At 44.8% G+C, this 19225-nt stretch carries 19 protein-coding genes; 6 read left to right on the forward strand and 13 right to left on the reverse strand.

Going from position 1 to position 19225, the window contains the following annotated elements:
- Positions 1 to 94 precede the first annotated feature (94 nt).
- The 4 genes from SDEN_RS14390 to rpoE all read right to left on the reverse strand — a co-directional run bounded on the left by SDEN_RS14390 (position 95) and on the right by rpoE (position 2884).
- Positions 95 to 628, reverse strand: coding sequence for a SoxR reducing system RseC family protein (locus SDEN_RS14390; protein ID WP_011497198.1), 534 nt, complete (start codon positions 626 to 628; stop codon positions 95 to 97).
- A complete protein-coding gene (locus SDEN_RS14395; protein WP_011497199.1) occupies positions 625 to 1557 on the reverse strand; it encodes a MucB/RseB C-terminal domain-containing protein in 933 nt (310 codons plus the stop codon). Before SDEN_RS14395 ends, SDEN_RS14390 begins: the two co-directional genes overlap by 4 nt.
- Before the next feature lie 103 nt (positions 1558 to 1660).
- Positions 1661 to 2281, reverse strand: coding sequence for a sigma-E factor negative regulatory protein (locus SDEN_RS14400; RefSeq protein WP_011497200.1), 621 nt, complete (start codon positions 2279 to 2281; stop codon positions 1661 to 1663).
- 24 nt (positions 2282 to 2305) lie between these two features.
- Entirely contained in the window at positions 2306 to 2884 is a 579-nt protein-coding gene (gene rpoE / locus SDEN_RS14405; RefSeq protein WP_011497201.1) for an RNA polymerase sigma factor RpoE, read from the reverse strand.
- Positions 2885 to 3097: 213 nt separating this feature from the next.
- Here rpoE and nadB point away from each other — a divergent pair, with 213 nt between their 5' ends.
- Entirely contained in the window at positions 3098 to 4711 is a 1614-nt protein-coding gene (gene nadB / locus SDEN_RS14410; RefSeq protein ID WP_011497202.1) for an L-aspartate oxidase, read from the forward strand.
- A gap of 14 nt (positions 4712 to 4725) precedes the next feature.
- Here nadB and SDEN_RS14415 read toward each other — a convergent pair whose 3' ends face one another.
- The 9 genes from SDEN_RS14415 to rppH all read right to left on the reverse strand — a co-directional run bounded on the left by SDEN_RS14415 (position 4726) and on the right by rppH (position 12917).
- A complete protein-coding gene (locus SDEN_RS14415; protein WP_011497203.1) occupies positions 4726 to 5175 on the reverse strand; it encodes a protein YgfX in 450 nt (149 codons plus the stop codon).
- 98 nt (positions 5176 to 5273) lie between these two features.
- The gene (locus SDEN_RS14420; protein WP_011497204.1) at positions 5274 to 5522 is read right to left on the reverse strand and encodes a succinate dehydrogenase assembly factor 2; all 249 of its coding nucleotides are present in this window, start codon (positions 5520 to 5522) and stop codon (positions 5274 to 5276) included.
- Between the two features lie 86 nt (positions 5523 to 5608).
- The gene (gene nhaR, locus SDEN_RS14425; protein ID WP_041405827.1) at positions 5609 to 6517 is read right to left on the reverse strand and encodes a transcriptional activator NhaR; all 909 of its coding nucleotides are present in this window, start codon (positions 6515 to 6517) and stop codon (positions 5609 to 5611) included.
- Positions 6518 to 6546: 29 nt separating this feature from the next.
- Positions 6547 to 6927 (reverse strand): hypothetical protein, encoded by a 381-nt coding sequence (locus SDEN_RS14430; RefSeq protein ID WP_011497206.1) that lies wholly within the window; start codon positions 6925 to 6927, stop codon positions 6547 to 6549.
- On the reverse strand, positions 6908 to 8104 hold the full coding sequence (nhaA, locus tag SDEN_RS14435) for a Na+/H+ antiporter NhaA (RefSeq protein ID WP_011497207.1): 1197 nt from the start codon (positions 8102 to 8104) through the stop codon (positions 6908 to 6910). Before nhaA ends, SDEN_RS14430 begins: the two co-directional genes overlap by 20 nt.
- A 130-nt stretch (positions 8105 to 8234) precedes the next feature.
- Positions 8235 to 9029: a thymidylate synthase gene (gene thyA / locus SDEN_RS14440; RefSeq protein ID WP_011497208.1), complete on the reverse strand. Its 795-nt coding sequence runs from the start codon at positions 9027 to 9029 to the stop codon at positions 8235 to 8237.
- Positions 9030 to 9124: 95 nt separating this feature from the next.
- Positions 9125 to 9919 carry a sulfite exporter TauE/SafE family protein gene (locus SDEN_RS14445; protein ID WP_011497209.1) on the reverse strand — a complete coding sequence of 265 codons (795 nt, stop codon included), beginning with the start codon at positions 9917 to 9919 and terminating at the stop codon, positions 9125 to 9127.
- 126 nt (positions 9920 to 10045) lie between these two features.
- Positions 10046 to 12370 carry a phosphoenolpyruvate--protein phosphotransferase gene (gene ptsP, locus SDEN_RS14450; RefSeq protein ID WP_011497210.1) on the reverse strand — a complete coding sequence of 775 codons (2325 nt, stop codon included), beginning with the start codon at positions 12368 to 12370 and terminating at the stop codon, positions 10046 to 10048.
- 28 nt (positions 12371 to 12398) lie between these two features.
- Positions 12399 to 12917, reverse strand: a complete 519-nt coding sequence (rppH, locus tag SDEN_RS14455; protein ID WP_011497211.1) for an RNA pyrophosphohydrolase — start codon at positions 12915 to 12917, stop codon at positions 12399 to 12401.
- Positions 12918 to 13651: 734 nt separating this feature from the next.
- Here rppH and mutH point away from each other — a divergent pair.
- The 5 genes from mutH (at position 13652) to SDEN_RS14480 (ending at position 18601) form a co-directional block, all read left to right on the forward strand.
- Complete coding sequence (mutH, locus tag SDEN_RS14460) at positions 13652 to 14320, forward strand: DNA mismatch repair endonuclease MutH (RefSeq protein WP_011497212.1); 669 nt, start codon at positions 13652 to 13654, stop codon at positions 14318 to 14320.
- Between the two features lie 227 nt (positions 14321 to 14547).
- On the forward strand, positions 14548 to 15636 hold the full coding sequence (locus SDEN_RS14465; protein ID WP_049763056.1) for an adenylate/guanylate cyclase domain-containing protein: 1089 nt from the start codon (positions 14548 to 14550) through the stop codon (positions 15634 to 15636).
- A gap of 117 nt (positions 15637 to 15753) precedes the next feature.
- The gene (locus SDEN_RS14470; protein WP_011497214.1) at positions 15754 to 16731 is read left to right on the forward strand and encodes a hypothetical protein; all 978 of its coding nucleotides are present in this window, start codon (positions 15754 to 15756) and stop codon (positions 16729 to 16731) included.
- A gap of 540 nt (positions 16732 to 17271) precedes the next feature.
- Complete coding sequence (locus SDEN_RS14475; RefSeq protein ID WP_011497215.1) at positions 17272 to 17730, forward strand: macro domain-containing protein; 459 nt, start codon at positions 17272 to 17274, stop codon at positions 17728 to 17730.
- Positions 17731 to 17740: 10 nt separating this feature from the next.
- A complete protein-coding gene (locus tag SDEN_RS14480; RefSeq protein WP_011497216.1) occupies positions 17741 to 18601 on the forward strand; it encodes a hypothetical protein in 861 nt (286 codons plus the stop codon).
- Positions 18602 to 19225 lie beyond the last annotated feature (624 nt).

The following is a 19225-nucleotide window of genomic DNA, read 5'->3' on the forward strand; positions in this document are numbered from 1 at the left end:
AAACGAGGTGGCAAATTGTACCTGATTAGGGGGGTAATACCAATCAGATTCGACATTTGCCCATGAAGGTGGATATTGGTGCAGTAAACACGGGTTACTTATGACTCATTTCGGTGCTGACATTCAGGCCAATTTCACGGCCTAAATGAGCCATAATGACAGGTTGAGCACCTTGCTCTAATTGATGAGCAAAACGTTTGCCTAACAGCCAAGCTGAAAAAGCCCCTGCCACACCTAAGGTGATTGCAGGCAAGTCACTGTCTACACTCAATAGGTTTTGACCTAAGACTTGGCCAATCAAGGCGCCAACAAATAACCCAATAAGTGGCAACAGATACACTAAGGCCGCCGCTTTTAATAATACGCTGGCTGGCAAGCCTAATTTAACCAAGTCGCCTATGGGATATTGAGTCTCACAAGGTAAAGAAAACTGCTGAGTTTTCACTGAAAACGCTTTAGCCACAGCAGACGTACCGCAATTATCACTATTACTACAATGATTACAGGCGCTCTTTAGCTCGACTTCGACTCGAACCCAGCCCTTAGCGTCATAGGCGACAATACGGCCAACTTCTTCGAGTAAGTTGTCCGCATCCTGTGTGGCTTGTTTTTCTATAGCGCCACTCACTGTAACACTAAGCCTTTGGCAATGCGTTTTAAGGTTTCATGGGGCACTTTACCGACGGCCACCACTTCATGCTCGGCAAGCTTTTCTACCACCATGGACAAGCCATTGCGGGTCATTAATTCTTCTGGCAAGGGCTGTGCGCCTTGCTTGGAGACATAAACAGAAATATTCGCTAACCCATCTGTGAGGGCTAAATATTCAACCGGTTCATGACTGCCAATCAGCCTGTGATTATCACGCACTGCGACATTAAAACCTTGAGGTAACCAAGAAAAACTCCAGCTATGACCATCGGTCCGCTCAGCTTGCTCAACCACTGCTGGCCAAGGCTGCTTTTTGGCTTCCACTAAAATATGGGCAGGCTCTTTAAGTTCGATCAGCTCTATCACCATCACTTGTTCTAGTAACTGTTTCTCTTTATTGAAAATATCGTAGCGCAATGGCAGATACGTACTCATATCTATCCACACTTGGGTCGCGTATCTGTCATTATCGATAGGAATAATTCTCACCAATTGACCTGGACGCCCCGCTATACGACTTCGGCCACCAAGAACAAACTGATAGCCTTTTTCCAAAGAGGCGATATTGCCTGCAAATGCCGATGGCCAAACCCCTTGAATATGATTAGCTTTAACACTGTATGCAGGCTGATCGTGCTCAATAAAGCTCACAACATTACCGATCCTGACGGCATTCTTGGGTGGGCCATTTAAGTATTCTAGGAAGGCAATTTCTTCACCCTCAACCTTGCCGTGTAGATAGACAAGAGGGCGAATATGATCCGATTGGACATGAATAATGGAGGATTTGAATTCTTTTTCTTTGAGTGCTTGGCTCATGGTTTCAAGCCATGCTTTGGCAGACAATTCTTCTTCGGCAGCACAGGGAACAGCCAATACCAAGAGTGCTAACAGGATTAGACGCAAGCTAACTCCTCAGATTTACAAAGAGGCCCTGCCATGCAGAGCCTTAATTTAATTGAACATTTCAAGCATCAACTGGAAAATAATGATGCTAGATTTAGGTTCATTACTTATCCGTATCTTGCGGACTATTATCCGCTGATATTACCCCAGGATTCAACCTCTGTTGTAACATATGATCTTGGATATAAGCATTGATTCGGCGACGTTGCTCCACCATCTGCTCATTGCTCACGCCTTGTTGAGTATTAGATTGCTGGCCACCGGTTTGCAGGCTCACTGGAGAAACACTGCCCACTAAAGGTCGAGTGGTTAGCACTGACATAGGTGCCTGAGCGTCCTGATCTTGGTTATAGTTCTGCACACCAACAACCGCAACTAATGCCACCGATGCTGCTATGGCATATTGGCCGAGTTGCTTAAATAAAGGCACAAGCTTGCTGACGTTATTTGTTGAACCCGTGTCATGAGTTGGCTTGATGTTAGTCTGATGCACATTAGTTTGAGGTGCAAGGATAGCAGGCTCTAGCTCGATAGCCGCAGCAATTTTAGCCGACAAGTCTAAATCGAACGCTTTGGGCAATTCACTGCGCATGGCATCACCTATCATATGGTAGTTTTGCCACTTACCATGAGAGGTTTTATCAGCCGCTAACTCAGCAATAGTCTGTATATCGACTTCACCATCTGCTGCTGCTGACACCCATTCTTGACCTGATTTAATCATTTTTCACCCATTAAATTAAGGCTATTAATTTTCCAACAAAGGTTGAAGCATTTTATCTATAGCTTCACGAGCCCTGAAGATCCTAGAACGCACTGTGCCTACGGGGCACTCCATCACGTTGGCAATCTCTTCATAACTCATGCCATCGAGTTCACGTAAAGAAATGGCCATTCTAAGTTCTTCCGGTAAGCCTTCTAATGTCTCAAAAATCACTTTCTTAATTTCTTCAGACAAGACCAGACGTTCCGGGGTCGCAAACTCTTTTAATGCATCATTACCTTCATAATACTCTGCATCATCAATATCGACGCTGTTGGCCGGAGACTTACGGCCTTGGGCAACAAGATGGTTCTTTGCAGAATTGACGGCTATTCGGTACAACCAAGTGTAAAACGCACTTTCTCCTCTGAAATTGGGTAAAGCACGGTAAGCTTTAATAAAGGCTTCTTGAGCAACATCTGACACATCTGCTTGATTTCGCACATAGCGTGAAATCAAACTCATCACTTTACTCTGGTACTTTTGCACTAACAGATTGAAGGCATTTTTATCACCTTGCTGTACACGCTCAACTAGTTGTTGATCACTTATTTGTCCACTCATTCGAGCCGACTACTCCTAAATCTAATGCTGATTTCTCAGTCGCTCGAACATTATTCACATTATGTAGACTGGCGCTCATTGGAAAAGTTCGGCTTGGGATTAAAAAAAATTCATTTATTGGTGATTAATCACTAATTATCACTTTGCAGCTGTACCCAATATTTTATATTTGTTTTACCATTGGCGGACACATTTGCCACGCCATGATACCTGATGAAACAAGCAGTTGAACACCAATCTGACATTTTAGTCATAGGAAGCGGTGCCGCAGGCTTAACACTTGCATTGCATCTTGCTGAAAAATCTAAGGTAATACTCTTATCTAAGGGGCCACTCTCCGAAGGTTCTACTCTATACGCCCAAGGGGGTATTGCTTCAGTTTTCGATGAGACTGACACCATAGCCTCCCATGTGAGCGACACCTTAATTGCAGGAGCTGGTTTATGTGATGAGCAAATAGTGACCTTCACCGCCGAAAACGCCAAGAGTGCCATGGAATGGTTAATCCAGTCTGGGGTTGAGTTCGATAAAGAGGAACGTCCAGATGGTGACAGCAGCAAAGCGCCCTATCACCTTACCCGTGAAGGTGGTCACAGTCACAGACGCATACTCCATGCCGCCGATGCAACAGGAAAGGCGGTGCAAACCACTTTGCAACAAAGGGCCATTGCCCATCCAAACATTCAGATTTTAGAGCGTTATAACGCCATCGACTTAATCACCACTCGCAAGCTGCAGCGCACCGGCAATCGGGTATTAGGTGCTTATGTGTGGAATCGCGATCAAGAGCATGTCGAAACCGTCAAAGCGCGATTTATTGCCTTAGCCACAGGTGGCTGCTCTAAAGTGTATCAGTACACCTCAAATCCAGATGTCGCCAGTGGCGATGGCATTGCCATGGCTTGGCGTGCTGGTTGCCGGGTGGCCAACATGGAATTTAACCAATTCCATCCTACTTGCTTGTATCACGCCGATGCGCGTAACTTCTTGCTTACCGAGGCACTACGGGGTGAAGGGGCTTATTTACGTCGCCCCGATGGCAGCCGCTTTATGCCAGAGTTTGATGACAGAGCCGAACTAGCCCCAAGGGATATCGTTGCCCGTGCTATCGATTTTGAGATGAAACGCTTAGGGGCAGATTGCGTCTATTTAGACATCACCCATAAGCCGAAAGACTTTATCATCAAGCATTTTCCCACCATCTATAGCCGCTGCCTAGAGTTTGGCATAGACATTACCTCAGATCCGATCCCAGTAGTCCCTGCAGCCCATTACACCTGTGGCGGCGTAATGACAGACTTGCATGGCCAAACTGACCTAAATGGCCTGTACGCCATAGGCGAAGTGGCCTATACCGGGCTTCATGGCGCCAATCGCCTTGCCAGTAACTCACTGCTTGAATGTTTAGTGTTTGCCAGAGCCGCAGCTCAAGATATTGAAAGCCAATTAGCCAAAATACCTATGCCAGGGGAACTCCCCCATTGGGATGAGAGTAAAGTCTGTAACTCAGATGAAGAAGTGGTGATTGCCCACAACTGGCACGAATTACGCTTATTTATGTGGGATTACGTTGGCATAGTTAGAACAGACAAGCGCCTTGAGCGTGCTTTGCGCCGCTGCGCCATGCTGCAACAAGAAATTCAAGAGTATTACAGTAACTTCAGAGTCAGCAACAATCTACTGGAGCTGAGAAACTTAGTTCAAGTAGCGGAGTTGATTATCCGCTGTGCTATGGCCCGCAAAGAGAGCCGCGGCCTGCACTATAATATTGATTACCCTGAACTTGTGGAAAACTCACAACCGACCATTCTTGAGCCAGAGCGTTAATCATCTATTGCGTATTAACGAATAGCAGATGAGGATAAAATACGGCACAGATGACGATAGTCTGTGTCGTTTAGCATATCCACAAATACAGCCAATAGCCGTTTCTGGCTGCTGGCTTTATCTTTACCCTGTTCTGAACTCAGGGTAAGAAACAACACGCACATCACTGGGGTTACGATAGCAGGCTTATCTTGGATAAAGGATTGAGACTCTAAGGCTAAGCACTGCCTAAGCTCCCCTGCTCCTGCACTATCCAAACGAATATCCCAGCGCCATTGAGTCAAGCGATAGCCTTGGTAGGCAAATACACTCAAGATAATCAGCCCAGTTAAGACTCTAATCCCTAGGTAAATGACATTATCAATGCTGGGCCAAAACCAAAGGCTAGTGAAACAGAGGCAACCAAAGCCAAACAAAAAACCTTGTTGTATTCTGGAGCTTTTGAGGGAAAATGAATAGTGCATCTGTTATGAACAGCTATTTCTATCTATGCACAGTTTCACACTGCAAGTCATGGCCCAGTTCATAGTACCGTTCTTCATAGTACTGGTCATAGTGCCGTTCATGGCGCCGCACGTCCACGGACCTTGATAACCATCCTAGCCAAATCACTATCAGGACACTGCTCATGCCCCATAAACCAAGCAAACAACTCAGGATCTTCACAGGTTAACAAACGAATAAAATCCAATTTATCTTGATCGCTTAAGTCCTGATATTGGGCTTCCACAAAAGGTTGAAACAGCACATCGAGTTCTAACATGCCACGGCGACAAGCCCAGCGCACTCTGGCGATATTCATAAGTTCCAATGCAACTCTCCTAAGAAAAAAACCGGCCGACACTTGATGTCAGCCGAATATAAACCATTTAAACGCCATTAACGATTAACATGCCATTAGATTTGTTGATGAAGCGTTGCAACTCCACTAAAGACATCGCTAAAATCTGTGGTTAATAAGCGTTTCACGCCAGCATGCTGGATCATGCGCTCGGCAAATATTAGATGATATTCTTCTTTAATATCTGCAGCTTCCCCAAGCAATACCATGCCTTGTGAAAGTATATCATGACGATAAATTGATGGCGCAACAAATATGCCTTTGTTGAAAAAGCCAAAGGCCTTCATCATGGCGGCATCATCAAACTCCCCAGCAATGCGTACCGTTAAGCTTTGCTCGGCAAACCATCGATGCAACTGCTGCCCTACAGAAGTATTTTTACTGGGCAGCAACAGGCCTTGTTCCTCAAGACAGGCGGGAAACGCAGTGTTTAACTCACTGGCCGAATAAAAGCTGATGCTGCATTCCCCCAACTTTTTCGACAAAATCTCAGGGTATTTGAGCGAGTCTCCGGCGCAATCTGACAAGATAACATCCAGCTTATGCTCCCTAAGGCGTGCCATTAAACTCTCATGAGTCGACTCTATACAGGCTAAATTCATGGTTCCATCAGTGGGCAGCGCCGACAATAACACCCGACTCGCCAGTGCTTTAGATAAGACATCGGCGATACCCACCTCAAACAAGATGGAGGTGTCTTTTTGATAGTTCAAAATATCAAGCATTTCATAACTTAAATCGAACATCTTATCAGCGTAACGAAAGACTAACTCGCCAAGCTCGGTAGACTCAAGCCCTCGACCCACTCGGTTAAATAAACTGCCATTAAGGCGTGCTTCCAAGGCTTTTATCTGCCCAGAAATAGTATGAGGTGCAAGACAAAGGGCTTGAGCAGCTTTAGTCACGCTGCCCTTTTTTTTCACCATCCAAAAATAATAAAGATGATTATAATTAATGTGTTGCATTGTCACTTAAGAAACTCCTGCTGATAACATCAACTCCCATTGCACTTAAGCACTGTGTCTAAAAACAATTTCAATTCTTCAAGGTTGGTAATGGTATTCAATGCCAATTGTTCTTCCAGCGCCGCAGCAATATCAAGGGCCTCATCGGCGCTGTGACTGCAATGGGCTGAATGGGCTTTTTTATATCGATTACCTGCTCGAAACTTGAGTGCTCTCGCTTCAAAATCATCAACAGCCAGCGTCCCCGTACTGCCTTGTGGGGCATAGAGTAAGGCTGAGTCAACAAGGCCTGCAATATAACTTTGACAACTTTTACTGCTGACATCCGTTTTACAAAAGCTCAACTCTTGAGAGTAAGCAAGATTCGTTACTGATAAGAGCATAAAAAGACTAACTATTCTTGTTTTCATCTGTTTCTCCTTTATCGTCATTTAACACTTTAGTTAACCAAAAATAGGCGATACTGGCTGATAACATAGAGCCCACTAAGGTGCCCAGTCTGGCATAATTTCCAACATCCACCGCCGAATGTTCAAATGCCAGCGAAGAGATAAATATCGACATGGTAAAACCCACCCCACAGAGTACGGCGACGGCTGATATTTGCTGCCAGTTAACCCCTTGCGGCAAACTTGCCCACTTAAGTTTGACTGCGGCATAACTAAACAGCAGCACACCTAGGGGTTTACCCAGCAAGAGTCCCAGCATCACACCTAAAGCGGCAGGCTCTGCCAATGACGCCAGACTCATGCCCGATAAAGAAAGCCCAGCATTAGCGAAGGCAAACAGGGGCAATATCATGAATGTGCTCCAAGGATGCAGGCTATGTTCTAGATAGCGCGAGGGTGACTCTTCACCAGGTTTCACCTTTAATGGAATACAGAAGGCAATGACAACGCCAGCTAAGGTTGCATGGACCCCAGACTTAAGCACGGCAATCCATAGCAGTAAACCTAGCAAGGCATAAGGCGTCAGGGTACGCACACCTTTAAGGTTTAAAATAACCATGGAGCCAATGGCAATTGCGGCGATAACTAGGCTGGTGATGGATAGATCTGAGCTATAAAATAGGGCGATAATCACGATTACGCCTATGTCATCTATGATGGCAAGCGCCAACAAAAAGACTTTAAGGGCCACGGGAACCCGATTACCTAATAAGGCTAATACCCCTAAGGCAAAGGCGATGTCTGTGGCCGCCGGTATGGCCCAACCATTTTGGGTGGCTTCATTGCCAAAGTTAAATCCAAGATACACTAAGGCAGGAAACACCATGCCGCCAATGGCCGCAAAGGTGGGTAAGGATGCCTTAGACACACTGGATAATGCCCCTTCGACTAATTCGCGTTTAACTTCTAAGCCAATCAGTAAAAAAAATAGCGCCATCAAGCCATCATTCACCCACAGCAATAAGGGTTTATTAATGTCCAGTTGGCCAAATCTAACTTGCACAGGCGTATCGAGAAAGCCTTGATATAGGCCGGCTAAAGGAGAGTTAGCGAGGAGCATCGCCATCGCCACTGCCAGCATAAGTAATATGCCGCCACTGGATTCTTGGCTAAGAAACGCTTTGATTTTTTGTACCATAAACACCTCAAATAAATAATCACTTGAGTCTAGTCTAGAGTAAGAACAAAAGATAATCGTAAGTAACGTGACAACTTATCGATAATACCGATAAGTTGTCATATTATTTGAGCAAAGCAGAATTGTGCAGCTAGATGGCCACAGGCGCTTTAATGTGTGGGTGAGGCTGATAATTAACCAACTCAAAATCATCGAATTGATAATCAAAAATCGATTCTGGCTTACGTAATATATTCATTTGTGGCAGGGCATGAGGCTCGCGACTTAGCTGCAGCTTAGTCTGTTCCATATGATTGGAATACAAGTGGGTATCACCGCCAGTCCAGACAAAATCACCCAAGGCGAGATCGCACTGTTGAGCGACCATCATGGTCAACAAGGCATAACTGGCAATATTAAAGGGCAGTCCTAAGAAGACATCACAGCTTCGTTGATACAGCTGGCAAGACAACTTGCCATCGGCGACATAAAACTGGAACAAGGCATGACAAGGCGCTAATGCCATTTTATCCAGTTCGCCCACATTCCATGCCGAGACGATTAGGCGTCTCGAATCTGGCTGAGTCTTGATTTGTTCTATGATCTGGCTGATTTGATCCACCGCCTTACCGGATTGGGTCGGCCAGCTGCGCCACTGAGCGCCATACACTGGGCCCAAATTGCCTTTATCATCGGCCCATTCATCCCAAATACTCACATTATGCTCATGTAGATACGCCACATTGGTGTCGCCCTGCAGAAACCATAGCAGCTCATGTATGATAGAACGTAGGTGACACTTTTTAGTGGTAACTAAGGGGAACCCTTGATTTAAATCGAAGCGCATCTGATAGCCAAAGACTGAACGAGTGCCCGTTCCGGTTCTATCTGTTTTCACCGCGCCATGGGCCAGTATGTGCTCCATTAATGCTAGATATTGCTTCATCGCCTTCGCCCTTTTTTACTCAAAAATTACTAAAAAGTGTCTATCAACATAGCTTATGTTTTTAACGTATTTATATCACTTACATTACCGCGACGTTAACCTGCGCTAATGAGCTTAATCCCTACCAAGACTAATAGTATCGCGAACAGCTTCTTAAGCACAGGTGTCGGCCAAAGACTTGCTGCTTTTACGCCCAAAGGCGCAGCCAGCATGGAGGTTATCACTATCCCAAGCAGTGCTGGCAAGTATATGTAGCCTAATGAATAATCAGGTAAATGTGTGGCATCAAAACCTGCAACCACATACCCTAAGGATCCACTTAAGGCGATAAGAAAACCCGTGGCTGAGGATAAGCCCACCGCTTGGCGCATGGCGAGGCCAAAATAGCTCAACAGGGGCACCATAAGTACCCCGCCCCCTATGCCCATCATCCCAGCCAAGAGCGCGATGACCACACTCAAGCCAAATAATACTTGTCCGCTGGGTAAGCCTCGCCCAGCTTGTGGCTTAATGGGGAATGCCATTTGCAGCGCCATTAGAATAACGAAGATGGCGAACACTTGTTGCAAGGCGGCAGAGGATATCTGCTCAGAAATAAAGCCCGCCATCAAGGCCCCGAGTATAATTCCCGGCATTATGGTGTTAAATAAAGGCCAAGGAATATTGGCTCTTTTATGGTGGGCACTGGCCGCGGACATTGAGGTTAATATGATAGAGGCAAGTGAAGTGGCAATGGCCATGTGGGTCAGCTGTTGGCTCTCAACCCCGACCCAGGGAAGCAAATACAGCAATGCCGGCACTATGATCAAGCCGCCACCTATCCCAAGTAATCCGGCCAAAAAACCCACCACGGCACCTAGGGCTAAACATATAAGGAATACGGTAAACATCTGGGTTAGCTGGCCTCTGTGGTTATTTTTGTAGTTTTTGTTCTTTCTGCTAGTTTGGCAATTTATGTTAGTTTGGCAATTTATGTGAGGGCATTCGCCTAGCTAACGCCCTAAATCCAGCGGCCGTTATTCCAACAACCAGGCGAGCTCCTGCTGGGTTAAAAATTCAATCAGTTTTGCTCGCACTTGTTGGCCGTTCGGCAGGCGTAAAACCGTATCCAGCAGCACTCGCAGTTCATCGCGCTGCACTCGCCTGAGTAAGTAGTTGATTTTACCTAGGCTTGCATGGTTCATACTGAGTTTGTCATAGCCCATGGCAATAAGCAGCAAGGCCCCTAGTGGCTCACCGGCTAACTCACCACAAATGCTGATATCTAGCCCCAAGCGCCGACAATCATCTAAGGCGCGTTTAAGCGCCCGCAATATGCCTGGATGGTAGCTGTCAAATAATGCGCTGACATTGGGATTGTTTCTGTCTACTGCCAACAAGTATTGGGTTAAATCATTGCTGCCCACTGAAACAAAATCGACCCGAGTGGCCACATCATCCAATTGATATAACAGCGCCGGCACTTCAAGCATGATGCCTATACTAGGTTTAACAATTTTAGCGTCACACTCGCTTTTAAGCTCTTGATAAGCCTGCTCTAAATAACCTACTGCTTGATCGATTTCATCAAGGTTACTCACCATAGGCAACAAAATCTGCAATTGTGTGCCGACGCCTCCCGCCTGGATCATCGCCCTTAATTGCATCAATAGCAGTTCGGGATGATCCAAGGATAGCCGAATACCGCGCCAGCCAAGAAAAGGGTTGTCTTCATTAATGGGGAAATAAGGCAGCGGCTTATCACCGCCCACATCTAAGGTTCGCATCACCACAGGACGTGTCCCTGCCGCATCGAGCACTTGTCGGTATACCTTGATTTGCTCTTGCTCGCTTGGAAATCGTTGATGCAACATAAACAGAATTTCGGTGCGATAAAGCCCTATGCCATCGGCGCCTTGCACCACATCATCGGCTAAACCGCTCAAAAGCCCAGCATTTAAAAACAATTGGGTTTTATGCCCATCCAAGGTCTCACAAGGGTTAGCCAGTTCATCTTGAAACTGCTTCTGCTTGGCTTTGTCGATTGAGATCAGGTTACGGTATTCGTTGATGATAGCCGGGGATGGTGCCACCAACAGCTGACCTCGAGTGGCATTAAGCACCAATAGCTGACTGTCTATGTCAGTAGCCAGCACTTGCTCGACGCCTATCATAGCAGGCACACCTAAGGCCCTCGCCAAGATAGCCGCGTGAGCATTTACGCCGCCAAGCTCTGTGACTATGCCCGCCAGTTTTTGCCTAGGGAACTCAGCCAAAAGCGTCGCATCTATCTCTTTGGCTACTAAGATAACCGGTTTATCAGGCTCAAGGGCTAAGCGGCCAGGTTCAATCAATAGCCTTAAAATACGCTGACCTAATTCACGTATGTCATTGGCGCGCTCCTTAAGATAAGGATCGGCCATAGCCATAAACTGCTGAATATAGTTAAGTGAGACTCGGCTTACCGCCGTTTCCGCCTGCCAACCTTGGGAGACTTCTTTAAGGTATTCACCGGCAAGGCTCTCATTATCGAGTAAAGACAATAGCGCCGAGAAAATGGATGACACTTCATTGGCTTGCTCGCGCTCAAACTTCTGTGACAGTGAGCTTATGCTGTCACGGCAACGCACAATAGCGCTATTAAGGCGTAAGGATTCAACCACAGGGTCTTGGCAACGAAGTTGTGGCTGCTCTAACGGGATTGCGCCGCCAAGGACATAGGCATGAGCGATGGCAATACCGCTGGCAGCCATGGTGCCTTTAAACACCACTTTTTGCTGCACGTTAGTCACGGCGGCTTTATTTTTAAGGCCACGTAGCACCACGGCCAACTGCGCTGCTAAGGTCATAAGGAAGGCTTCTTCACCTTCATCGAACTGACGTAAATCGGCTTGTTGAACCACAATAACGCCCAGCACCTGCTGCTGGTAAATAATGGGCACAGCCAAAAAGGCGCGATACTCTTCCTCTTCAACCTCGGGAAACAACTTAAACCTTGGGTGTAACCTCGCATCGGCAAGATTAATGGCTTCTTCACGCTCCGCCACTAAGCCCACTAAGCCTTGGGTTATTGGCATGCTCACCCGGCCGACTGAACTTGGCGCTAGACCTTCGGTGGCCGACAGCACCAACACAGGCTCTGAAGGCGTTGATTGATGGGATATGCTGCTGGTTTGATTTATAAAGGTTTGAGTAAGCGTTGCTGCGGCCTCTGAAGACAAGGCTTGATATTCCACAAGGTAAATCGAGCAGCATTGGGTAGACATGGCCAGACGAGTTTGCGACACCAGTAAACTTAGGGCCGACTCTAGGCTAGTAGCAGCGGCGACAGCTTGGGTAATATCCCTTAATGTTTTTAACAATGAGCTGCCTCCTGCTTAGATAGATAAATTAATTTCTCGGCCTGTTACGCTTTCGGCCAGTATCATTGACTTGAAATGCTAAGGTCGTTGGGGCAAATTCTTTCATTACCTTGCGATACACATCACGCTTGAATGACACCACCTGACGCACGGGATACCAATAATTAACCCAACGCCAGTCATCAAACTCAGGGTGGCCTGATGAGTTTAAATTGATGTTGTTATCATTGCCATTAAGCTGCAGTAGAAACCATTTTTGTTTCTGACCTATACACACAGGCTTGCTATCTTGGCGCACCAAACGTTTGGGCAAACGATACCTTAACCAAGAACGGGTCGAGGTTAAAATCTTCACTTGCTCAGGTCGCAGGCCCACTTCTTCATAGAGTTCTCGATACATGGCTTCTTCAGCCGATTCACCGTCATCGAGCCCACCCTGTGGAAACTGCCAAGAATGTTGTCCAAAACGCCTAGCCCACATGACTTGGCCATATTGGTTACAGATTATAATGCCCACATTTGCGCGAAAGCCGTCGCTATCAATCACATGGACTCCAAATTCACTAACTATTAATCATCTGATTGTTTCACAAAGCTCGCCAGTGGGCAAACCTCTATTTAACCTTCAGCCTTGGATAATTTTTACCTTCCAAGCCATTTATCAACAGACAAAGGAGGTGGAGGTTGGGATTATCCACATTTTCTGTGGATATCTCTGTTCGAAACTTGCATAAACCATTTATAAGCTGGAAAAACCAACAAAATAAACCCTTGATAAAACCTAAGTGACAAACAATATTTTCATTACAAAACAAGTTAATATAAAAAAATAACAATATCGAAAACCGCAAAAAAACCAAGTTGACTACTTTTTGAGCTAGGTTAAATCTGTATACAAGTCTTCATCTAGACGCAGAAGTTATACACAAATAACAAGTGCTTTATTGCAAAAATAACTATTTATTCGCTGATTTCTTCGTTGACTTGGGGGTTTTCATCGGTTAGAGAGCTGAAATAATAAAGTTGTCCATCTAAACTGTGGATAACTATGTGTGAAATATAAGGGCAAATAGAGAGTAACTTGGGACAAGATCAACATAAACTAAACTAAACTCATTAAAACCAATAAAATTCAATCAATTAGCCTGTGTGCTTTTTAAAATAGTTATCCCAAGCAAACTGCAGGTCACTTTTTGTTCAGTTTATATCTCATAGGTTTAGCGGATAAATTAAGGTAAAGTCTCAAGCGCTTCCCAAAGAACACTGATAGGCAAGACATAGATGCACCCTCAAGAACCTAAAGATCTGCACGAACTCATGGAACGCGCCCATAATATGGCTGGGATCTCACTAGGCTCCCTCGCCCACGAGCTTAATCTTACCGTCCCTGAAAACCTAAAGCGTGATAAAGGCTGGGTCGGTCAGCTCATCGAAACTCAGCTTGGAGCCATGGCAGGGTCTAAACCCGAGCAAGATTTTCTCCATTTAGGTGTAGAGCTTAAAACCATCCCTATCGGCCCCAGTGGCAAGCCCCTTGAGACCACTTACGTATGCGTGGCCCCCCTGACCAATATCCAAGGTCATACATGGGAAGCAAGCCTTGTGTGTCATAAGTTGCAACAAGTGCTCTGGGTGCCCGTCGAAGGTCATCGCAGCATCCCTATTGCCGAGCGCCGCATTGGCACCCCGGTACTTTGGCAACCAAGCCCAGAGCAACAAGCACTGTTGAAGCAAGACTGGGAAGAAATAATGGAACTGATTGCCCTAGGCAAAGTCGACAGCATCACAGCCCGTCATGGTGAAGTGCTGCAGCTAAGACCCAAAGCGGCCAATAGCCAGGCGCTCACTCAGAGCATTGCCGCCGATGGCACCATGGGCTTATCTAACCCTAGGGGCTTTTATCTTAAAATCGCCTTCACCCAGGATATTTTGACTCAAGCCTTTGGCTAGGCCGCATTAACTGTTTATTGCTACTATTCATAGTAAGTTCAGACTAATGTTAATTAGCTATCGGTTGGTTTTATCCCTTATTACGAGGTTAAGGGAAAATAATCAGTCTTTAGAAGGATTAATTTAACCTTGAATTGATCTAGATCACATTTAGCGGTAACACAATGAAGCACTTTTCTATACACTGACCGCTGCAAAAATTTACCTAATTGGACATCCATTTTCCCGTGAAAGCCAGCCGCCAACTGAAAAACTTACTCTTTGCCGTTTTTGCTTGGTGCCTTGCCATGGCATCCTTCGTCTTCTTTCGCTATAGCCAACTGCCAGAACTACCACTTTGGGCCAATGGCAATGGCGATCTGGTTACCTTAGCCCTATTCCTTGGCACAGTGTTTGGCGGGTTACATTGGCTTTCCAATCTGTTAGCCGATATCAGTAACATTAGTCGCTTACCTTATCTTTTTTCTGTGGTGTTTAAAGGGGCATTTTTGTTCATCGGTGCGCTGACCTTGGCATTTATGACTCAGTTTTTAGACTTGTGGGCGGTCGATCACCACATGGTCACCCTAAGGAAAATGCTTAACAGCGAAATAATCAAAAACACCTCCTTCCAAGCCGTGGTGGTTTATTTAGTTATCGTGCGAGTCGGGCTCGCATTTATCGAGCAAGTGGCCTTACTGGTGGGCCCCAGAGTGTTAGTCAACATAGGGTTAGGTAAATACCATAGGCCCAGATATGAAGAACGTTTATTCTTATTTGTCGATATGGTGTCATCCACCGCCCACGCCGAGACCTTGGGAGATGTTAAATTCAGCCGCTTGATCCAAGACAGCTTTAGTCTCTTGGCAGAAACCGTCAACAATAACGATGCTGAGATCTACCGTTATATGGGGGATGCCGTGTTGATCCACTGGCCGCTTCAAGAAGGCTTAAAGCGTGAGCGCTGCTTGAACATTTATTTTGAGTTTTGCGAGCAATTGAATATTCAGCGAGACTATTTTGAGAAAAAATACGGTTTTGTACCTAAATTCAAGGCTGCGGTACATGGCGGCCAAGTGGTTGCCGCTGTCGTTGGGGTACATAAACAAGAAATCAGCTACTTCAGTGATGTAGTCAACACCTTAGCTAGGCTGCAAGATCAATGTAACCCACTGGGGCAACGTATCCTGTTGTCGGGCGATGTGGCCTCTAAGCTTAAAAATAAGCAGCAAAAATATCAGCTAACCCCCTTAGGCCCCATTCAACTCAAGGGCAAACAATACCCAATCGACGTCTTTGCCGCCGCGCTTGCCGCCAATATTAACTCCCAAAATTAAGAAAGATTAAGCCCAACAACCTATTAACGGTATTAACGGTGCCATCCACTTTCATGGAAGCTTACTAGCTTTTGAACTAGGCTTACACTCTGGACAGACATTAACGAAGGTGAGCTTATGCCGCGCCCTAGAAGAAGTCAGGTGAGTGTAGAAGACACGCCCATGTACCATTGTTGCAGCCGCGTAGTCAGAAGAGCCTATCTCTGCGGCGATGATAAATTATCTGGCAAAAACTATGACCATAGACGTGGTTGGGTTGAAGCTCAATTGCTTAAATTGGCAGAAGTATTTGCCATCGACGTTGCGGCTTATGCCGTGATGAGCAACCATTTGCATGTGGTGCTGAGTATCGACATTTATCAAGCCAATCGCTGGACGGATGTTGAAGTCATAAACCTGTGGCATCAATTGTTTAAAGGCACTGACATTACTCAAAAATTTACCAAGGGAGAAACCCTTGAAGACTATGAAATGCTAGAGCTTACCCACAGCATCGCCCTGTATCGCAGTCGGTTAAGCGATATTTCTTGGTTTATGAGAGCCTTAAATGAACCTATCGCCCGCAGAGCCAATGAAGAAGATGAATGCACAGGTCGTTTCTGGGAAGGCCGATTTAAATCTCAAGCGTTACTCGATGAAGCAGCTGTACTTGCCTGCATGGTGTATGTTGACCTCAATCCCATCCGCTCAAAGATAGCCAAAACTCCTGAAACTTCAGACTTTACCAGCATTAAGCGCAGGATCACCGCCGCCTTAAATGGCACTCAGCCCAAAGCCTTGCTGCCTTTTGTGGGTAATGAGCTTAAAGACATGCCAAAAGGACTCACATTTCATCTGAAAGACTATCTGCAATTAGTTGAAGATACGGGTAAAGCAGTCCGAAATGATAAAAGAGGCAGTATCAGCCCGAGCAGTCACAGCATCTTAGTACGGCTCAATATTCCTGCCGATAACTGGCTTAAAATCATCAATGAATTTGGTCAGTTATTCAAAGGCCCTGTGGGCACCTTGCAAGAATTAACCGCGTACTGTGAGCACCTTGAAAAACGAAGGCGGCATTACTCTCACGCTTGTCAGCATCTCGCAGCGAGCTAATCCATTTACTCAACATTGCCTATAAAAAGGTACAAAAATCCTCATTGGAGGCATTGTCATGTCTGAGTTCGGCATTTTCGGCTCTTCTTTCCGTCAAGTAGTACAGTCTGAACAGATTAAGCCAAGTTTACAGAGTCATAATCTTCCCCAGTGCAAGCTTCTCACACCAAGCACAATTGAACTGCGACGAAGTTGACTATTTTAAGGCTGGATTATTTTAAGGCTGGATGGCACGTTTAATCCGTTCTGCGACGAAGTTGACTATTTTAAGGCTGGATTATTTTAAGGCTGGATGGCACGTTTAATCCGTTTAAACTTACTCACAATCTCGCTTGAGCGCATGTCGAAAATGCATTATGTTATTGTTTTATAATGGTTGGGCACATTTCTTAGGCTTTCGGGTAGGACCTCCGCAAACTGTCACCTGTTTTGTTCCAAAAAAGTCGCCTTTTTGCTCCGGCCTGTTCTGCGAGCGTTAACTGGATTGGTGAAGCTTTCTCATGAATTAGCTATGATTAGGTCAGAACAGAGGAGTCATATATGGATGTTATTGATGGTGATTTACTTAAGTTGGCTCTAGGTGGGCGCTTTGACGTCATAATCCATGGGTGCAACTGTTTCTGTGTTATGGATGGTGGAATAGCCAAGACTATTAAGTCGCTTTTTCCTGAAGCCTATGACGCTGACTGCGAAACAAAGGTAGCTGATAAAGGAAAGCTCGGTAGTTATTCATTAGTTAAGATAGTTAGAGGTGATGTAAGTTTTTATCTCGTAAATGCTTATACTCAATATGACTATCGAGGGACACAAGTTCATGTTAATTATGATGCTATCCAAAAAGTGTTTGAAGAAATTGGCACAGAATTTGATGGTTTGAAAATAGCATACCCCCAAATTGGTGCAGGCTTAGGTGGTGGTAATTGGACTGTTATTAAAGATATAATCGATAGTTCTTTGGTTAATCAAAGTCACACATTAGTTAATTTCAAATCAGAGTAGTATATTTTAAATGTCAGATCCTAAAATAATTGCAGCTGTAGTTTCTGGTACGGTTACACTTTTAATGTTTATCTTAAAAGGGTTAACGAAACCTTTTTGGGAGAAACATTTTCATCATTTTAAGATTCGTACTGAGCATAAGTATGAACAAAAAAAGAAAATCAAAGAGGCAATTTCCAAGTACAAAGTTCCACTAATTGATGCGGCTGAATCGTTGAATCATAGATTATGGAATTTTTCGGGGAACTGTAGCAAAGATTGGTTAACATTTAAGCCTAAGGAAAAAATTAAAGATAAATATTATCTCCAATCATTTTGTTATAGGTATTTAGTCTTTTTTGCTTGGTGTAGGAAAATTGAAAAAGAACTTGTTTATTTAGATAGCACCTTGTCTGATAAAGATGACTTATATTTCGTGAAATATCTGAAGACAATGCAAAATATTTTCTGCGATGTGTCCTTGTTTGATGCTCGAAACTACGATAGTGAGCATGCGGTTGACCATTTTTTCAAAGACCAATTGTTAAGCATGGCTGATTCCTTGATTACTGAAAATGGTGTTGTTAGCTTCTCTGAGTTTCAAACTTGGAACATAAGCAAGTATAAAAAGGTTTCCGATTACTTTTCTGCAATATCTAAAAACCAAGATTGCAATAAGTGGTTTGCGTTGCATGGCTTTCATTTCGTGCTCATGGCATTTTTGTCAAAATATGGATATGACTACCAAAAAACATCGAAGTGTAAACTAAAGAAGCTTCGAGACGAGACGCCAAAAAATCTAGTGGCTAGTAATTTGTTTCAATTAGTCAAAAAGTCTCATTTGGATAAGTGCAAAAACATGAAACTAACTATGAAAGTGCTGGGAACATAATCCAGTTAATCAGGTAGCCGGAGGTGTCTAACCTCCAGCCCCAGCATGCCGCTCCGCACAGGGCGGTTCATTTAGAACGCATAACTAAACTTTCTGGTTAGCTTCTTGTTTCAAGAATGAATAGCGTTCCATCACTTAGTGAACATAAAGCCACTTTCTTAAGCTAATCATTAGCAATGATAATGTGAACTGTAAATTTTAGAGCCTAAGCTCTAACCAATTTCTGTCCAAAAGTGAGTTTAGACTTACTAAATGGAGTGATAGGCCGATTGCAGAAGTAAGTTTGTATTTTTGTAAGGCAAACAGACACGCAAATACTGAAAAGGCGAACCATGAGTGTTTGCGAGACGACCGTCTGAGACAGGACGTCGAAGCGAGCTACAGGGAAGTATTTACGCGTGTCGGTGAGTAAATTCCATGGCGGGCCTGTATGCAGAAATTTCAGCAAGTGGTTTTTTCAGGCAAGTTCAGTGTAAATTTTCTAGCTCAGTTCTGTCGAAAAATAAGTTTGAGCTGATTATTGGGGAGACAGCCCTATTGCTAAAAATAGGCTGTAATCTTTTAAGGCTGACAGATACACAAAAACTACAAAGGTGAACTCAGCTAGGTCGCTAGGTTCTTTAG

The sequence above is a fragment of the Shewanella denitrificans OS217 genome, assembly GCF_000013765.1.
Classification (GTDB): Bacteria; Pseudomonadota; Gammaproteobacteria; order Enterobacterales; family Shewanellaceae; genus Shewanella; species Shewanella denitrificans.

Coding starts and splice junctions, on each gene's coding strand:
- SDEN_RS14470 (WP_011497214.1), top strand. CDS start 15,754: ATGCCGCGCCCTAGAAGAAGTCAGGTGAGTGTAGAAGACACGCCCATG.
- SDEN_RS14400 (WP_011497200.1), bottom strand. CDS start 2,281: ATGATTAAATCAGGTCAAGAATGGGTGTCAGCAGCAGCAGATGGTGAA.
- mutH (WP_011497212.1), top strand. CDS start 13,652: ATGCACCCTCAAGAACCTAAAGATCTGCACGAACTCATGGAACGCGCC.
- SDEN_RS14480 (WP_011497216.1), top strand. CDS start 17,741: ATGTCAGATCCTAAAATAATTGCAGCTGTAGTTTCTGGTACGGTTACA.
- nhaR (WP_041405827.1), bottom strand. CDS start 6,517: ATGCAACACATTAATTATAATCATCTTTATTATTTTTGGATGGTGAAA.
- SDEN_RS14415 (WP_011497203.1), bottom strand. CDS start 5,175: ATGCACTATTCATTTTCCCTCAAAAGCTCCAGAATACAACAAGGTTTT.
- SDEN_RS14475 (WP_011497215.1), top strand. CDS start 17,272: ATGGATGTTATTGATGGTGATTTACTTAAGTTGGCTCTAGGTGGGCGC.
- SDEN_RS14430 (WP_011497206.1), bottom strand. CDS start 6,927: ATGAAAACAAGAATAGTTAGTCTTTTTATGCTCTTATCAGTAACGAAT.
- thyA (WP_011497208.1), bottom strand. CDS start 9,029: ATGAAGCAATATCTAGCATTAATGGAGCACATACTGGCCCATGGCGCG.
- rpoE (WP_011497201.1), bottom strand. CDS start 2,884: ATGAGTGGACAAATAAGTGATCAACAACTAGTTGAGCGTGTACAGCAA.
- nadB (WP_011497202.1), top strand. CDS start 3,098: ATGAAACAAGCAGTTGAACACCAATCTGACATTTTAGTCATAGGAAGC.
- nhaA (WP_011497207.1), bottom strand. CDS start 8,104: ATGGTACAAAAAATCAAAGCGTTTCTTAGCCAAGAATCCAGTGGCGGC.
- SDEN_RS14445 (WP_011497209.1), bottom strand. CDS start 9,919: ATGTTTACCGTATTCCTTATATGTTTAGCCCTAGGTGCCGTGGTGGGT.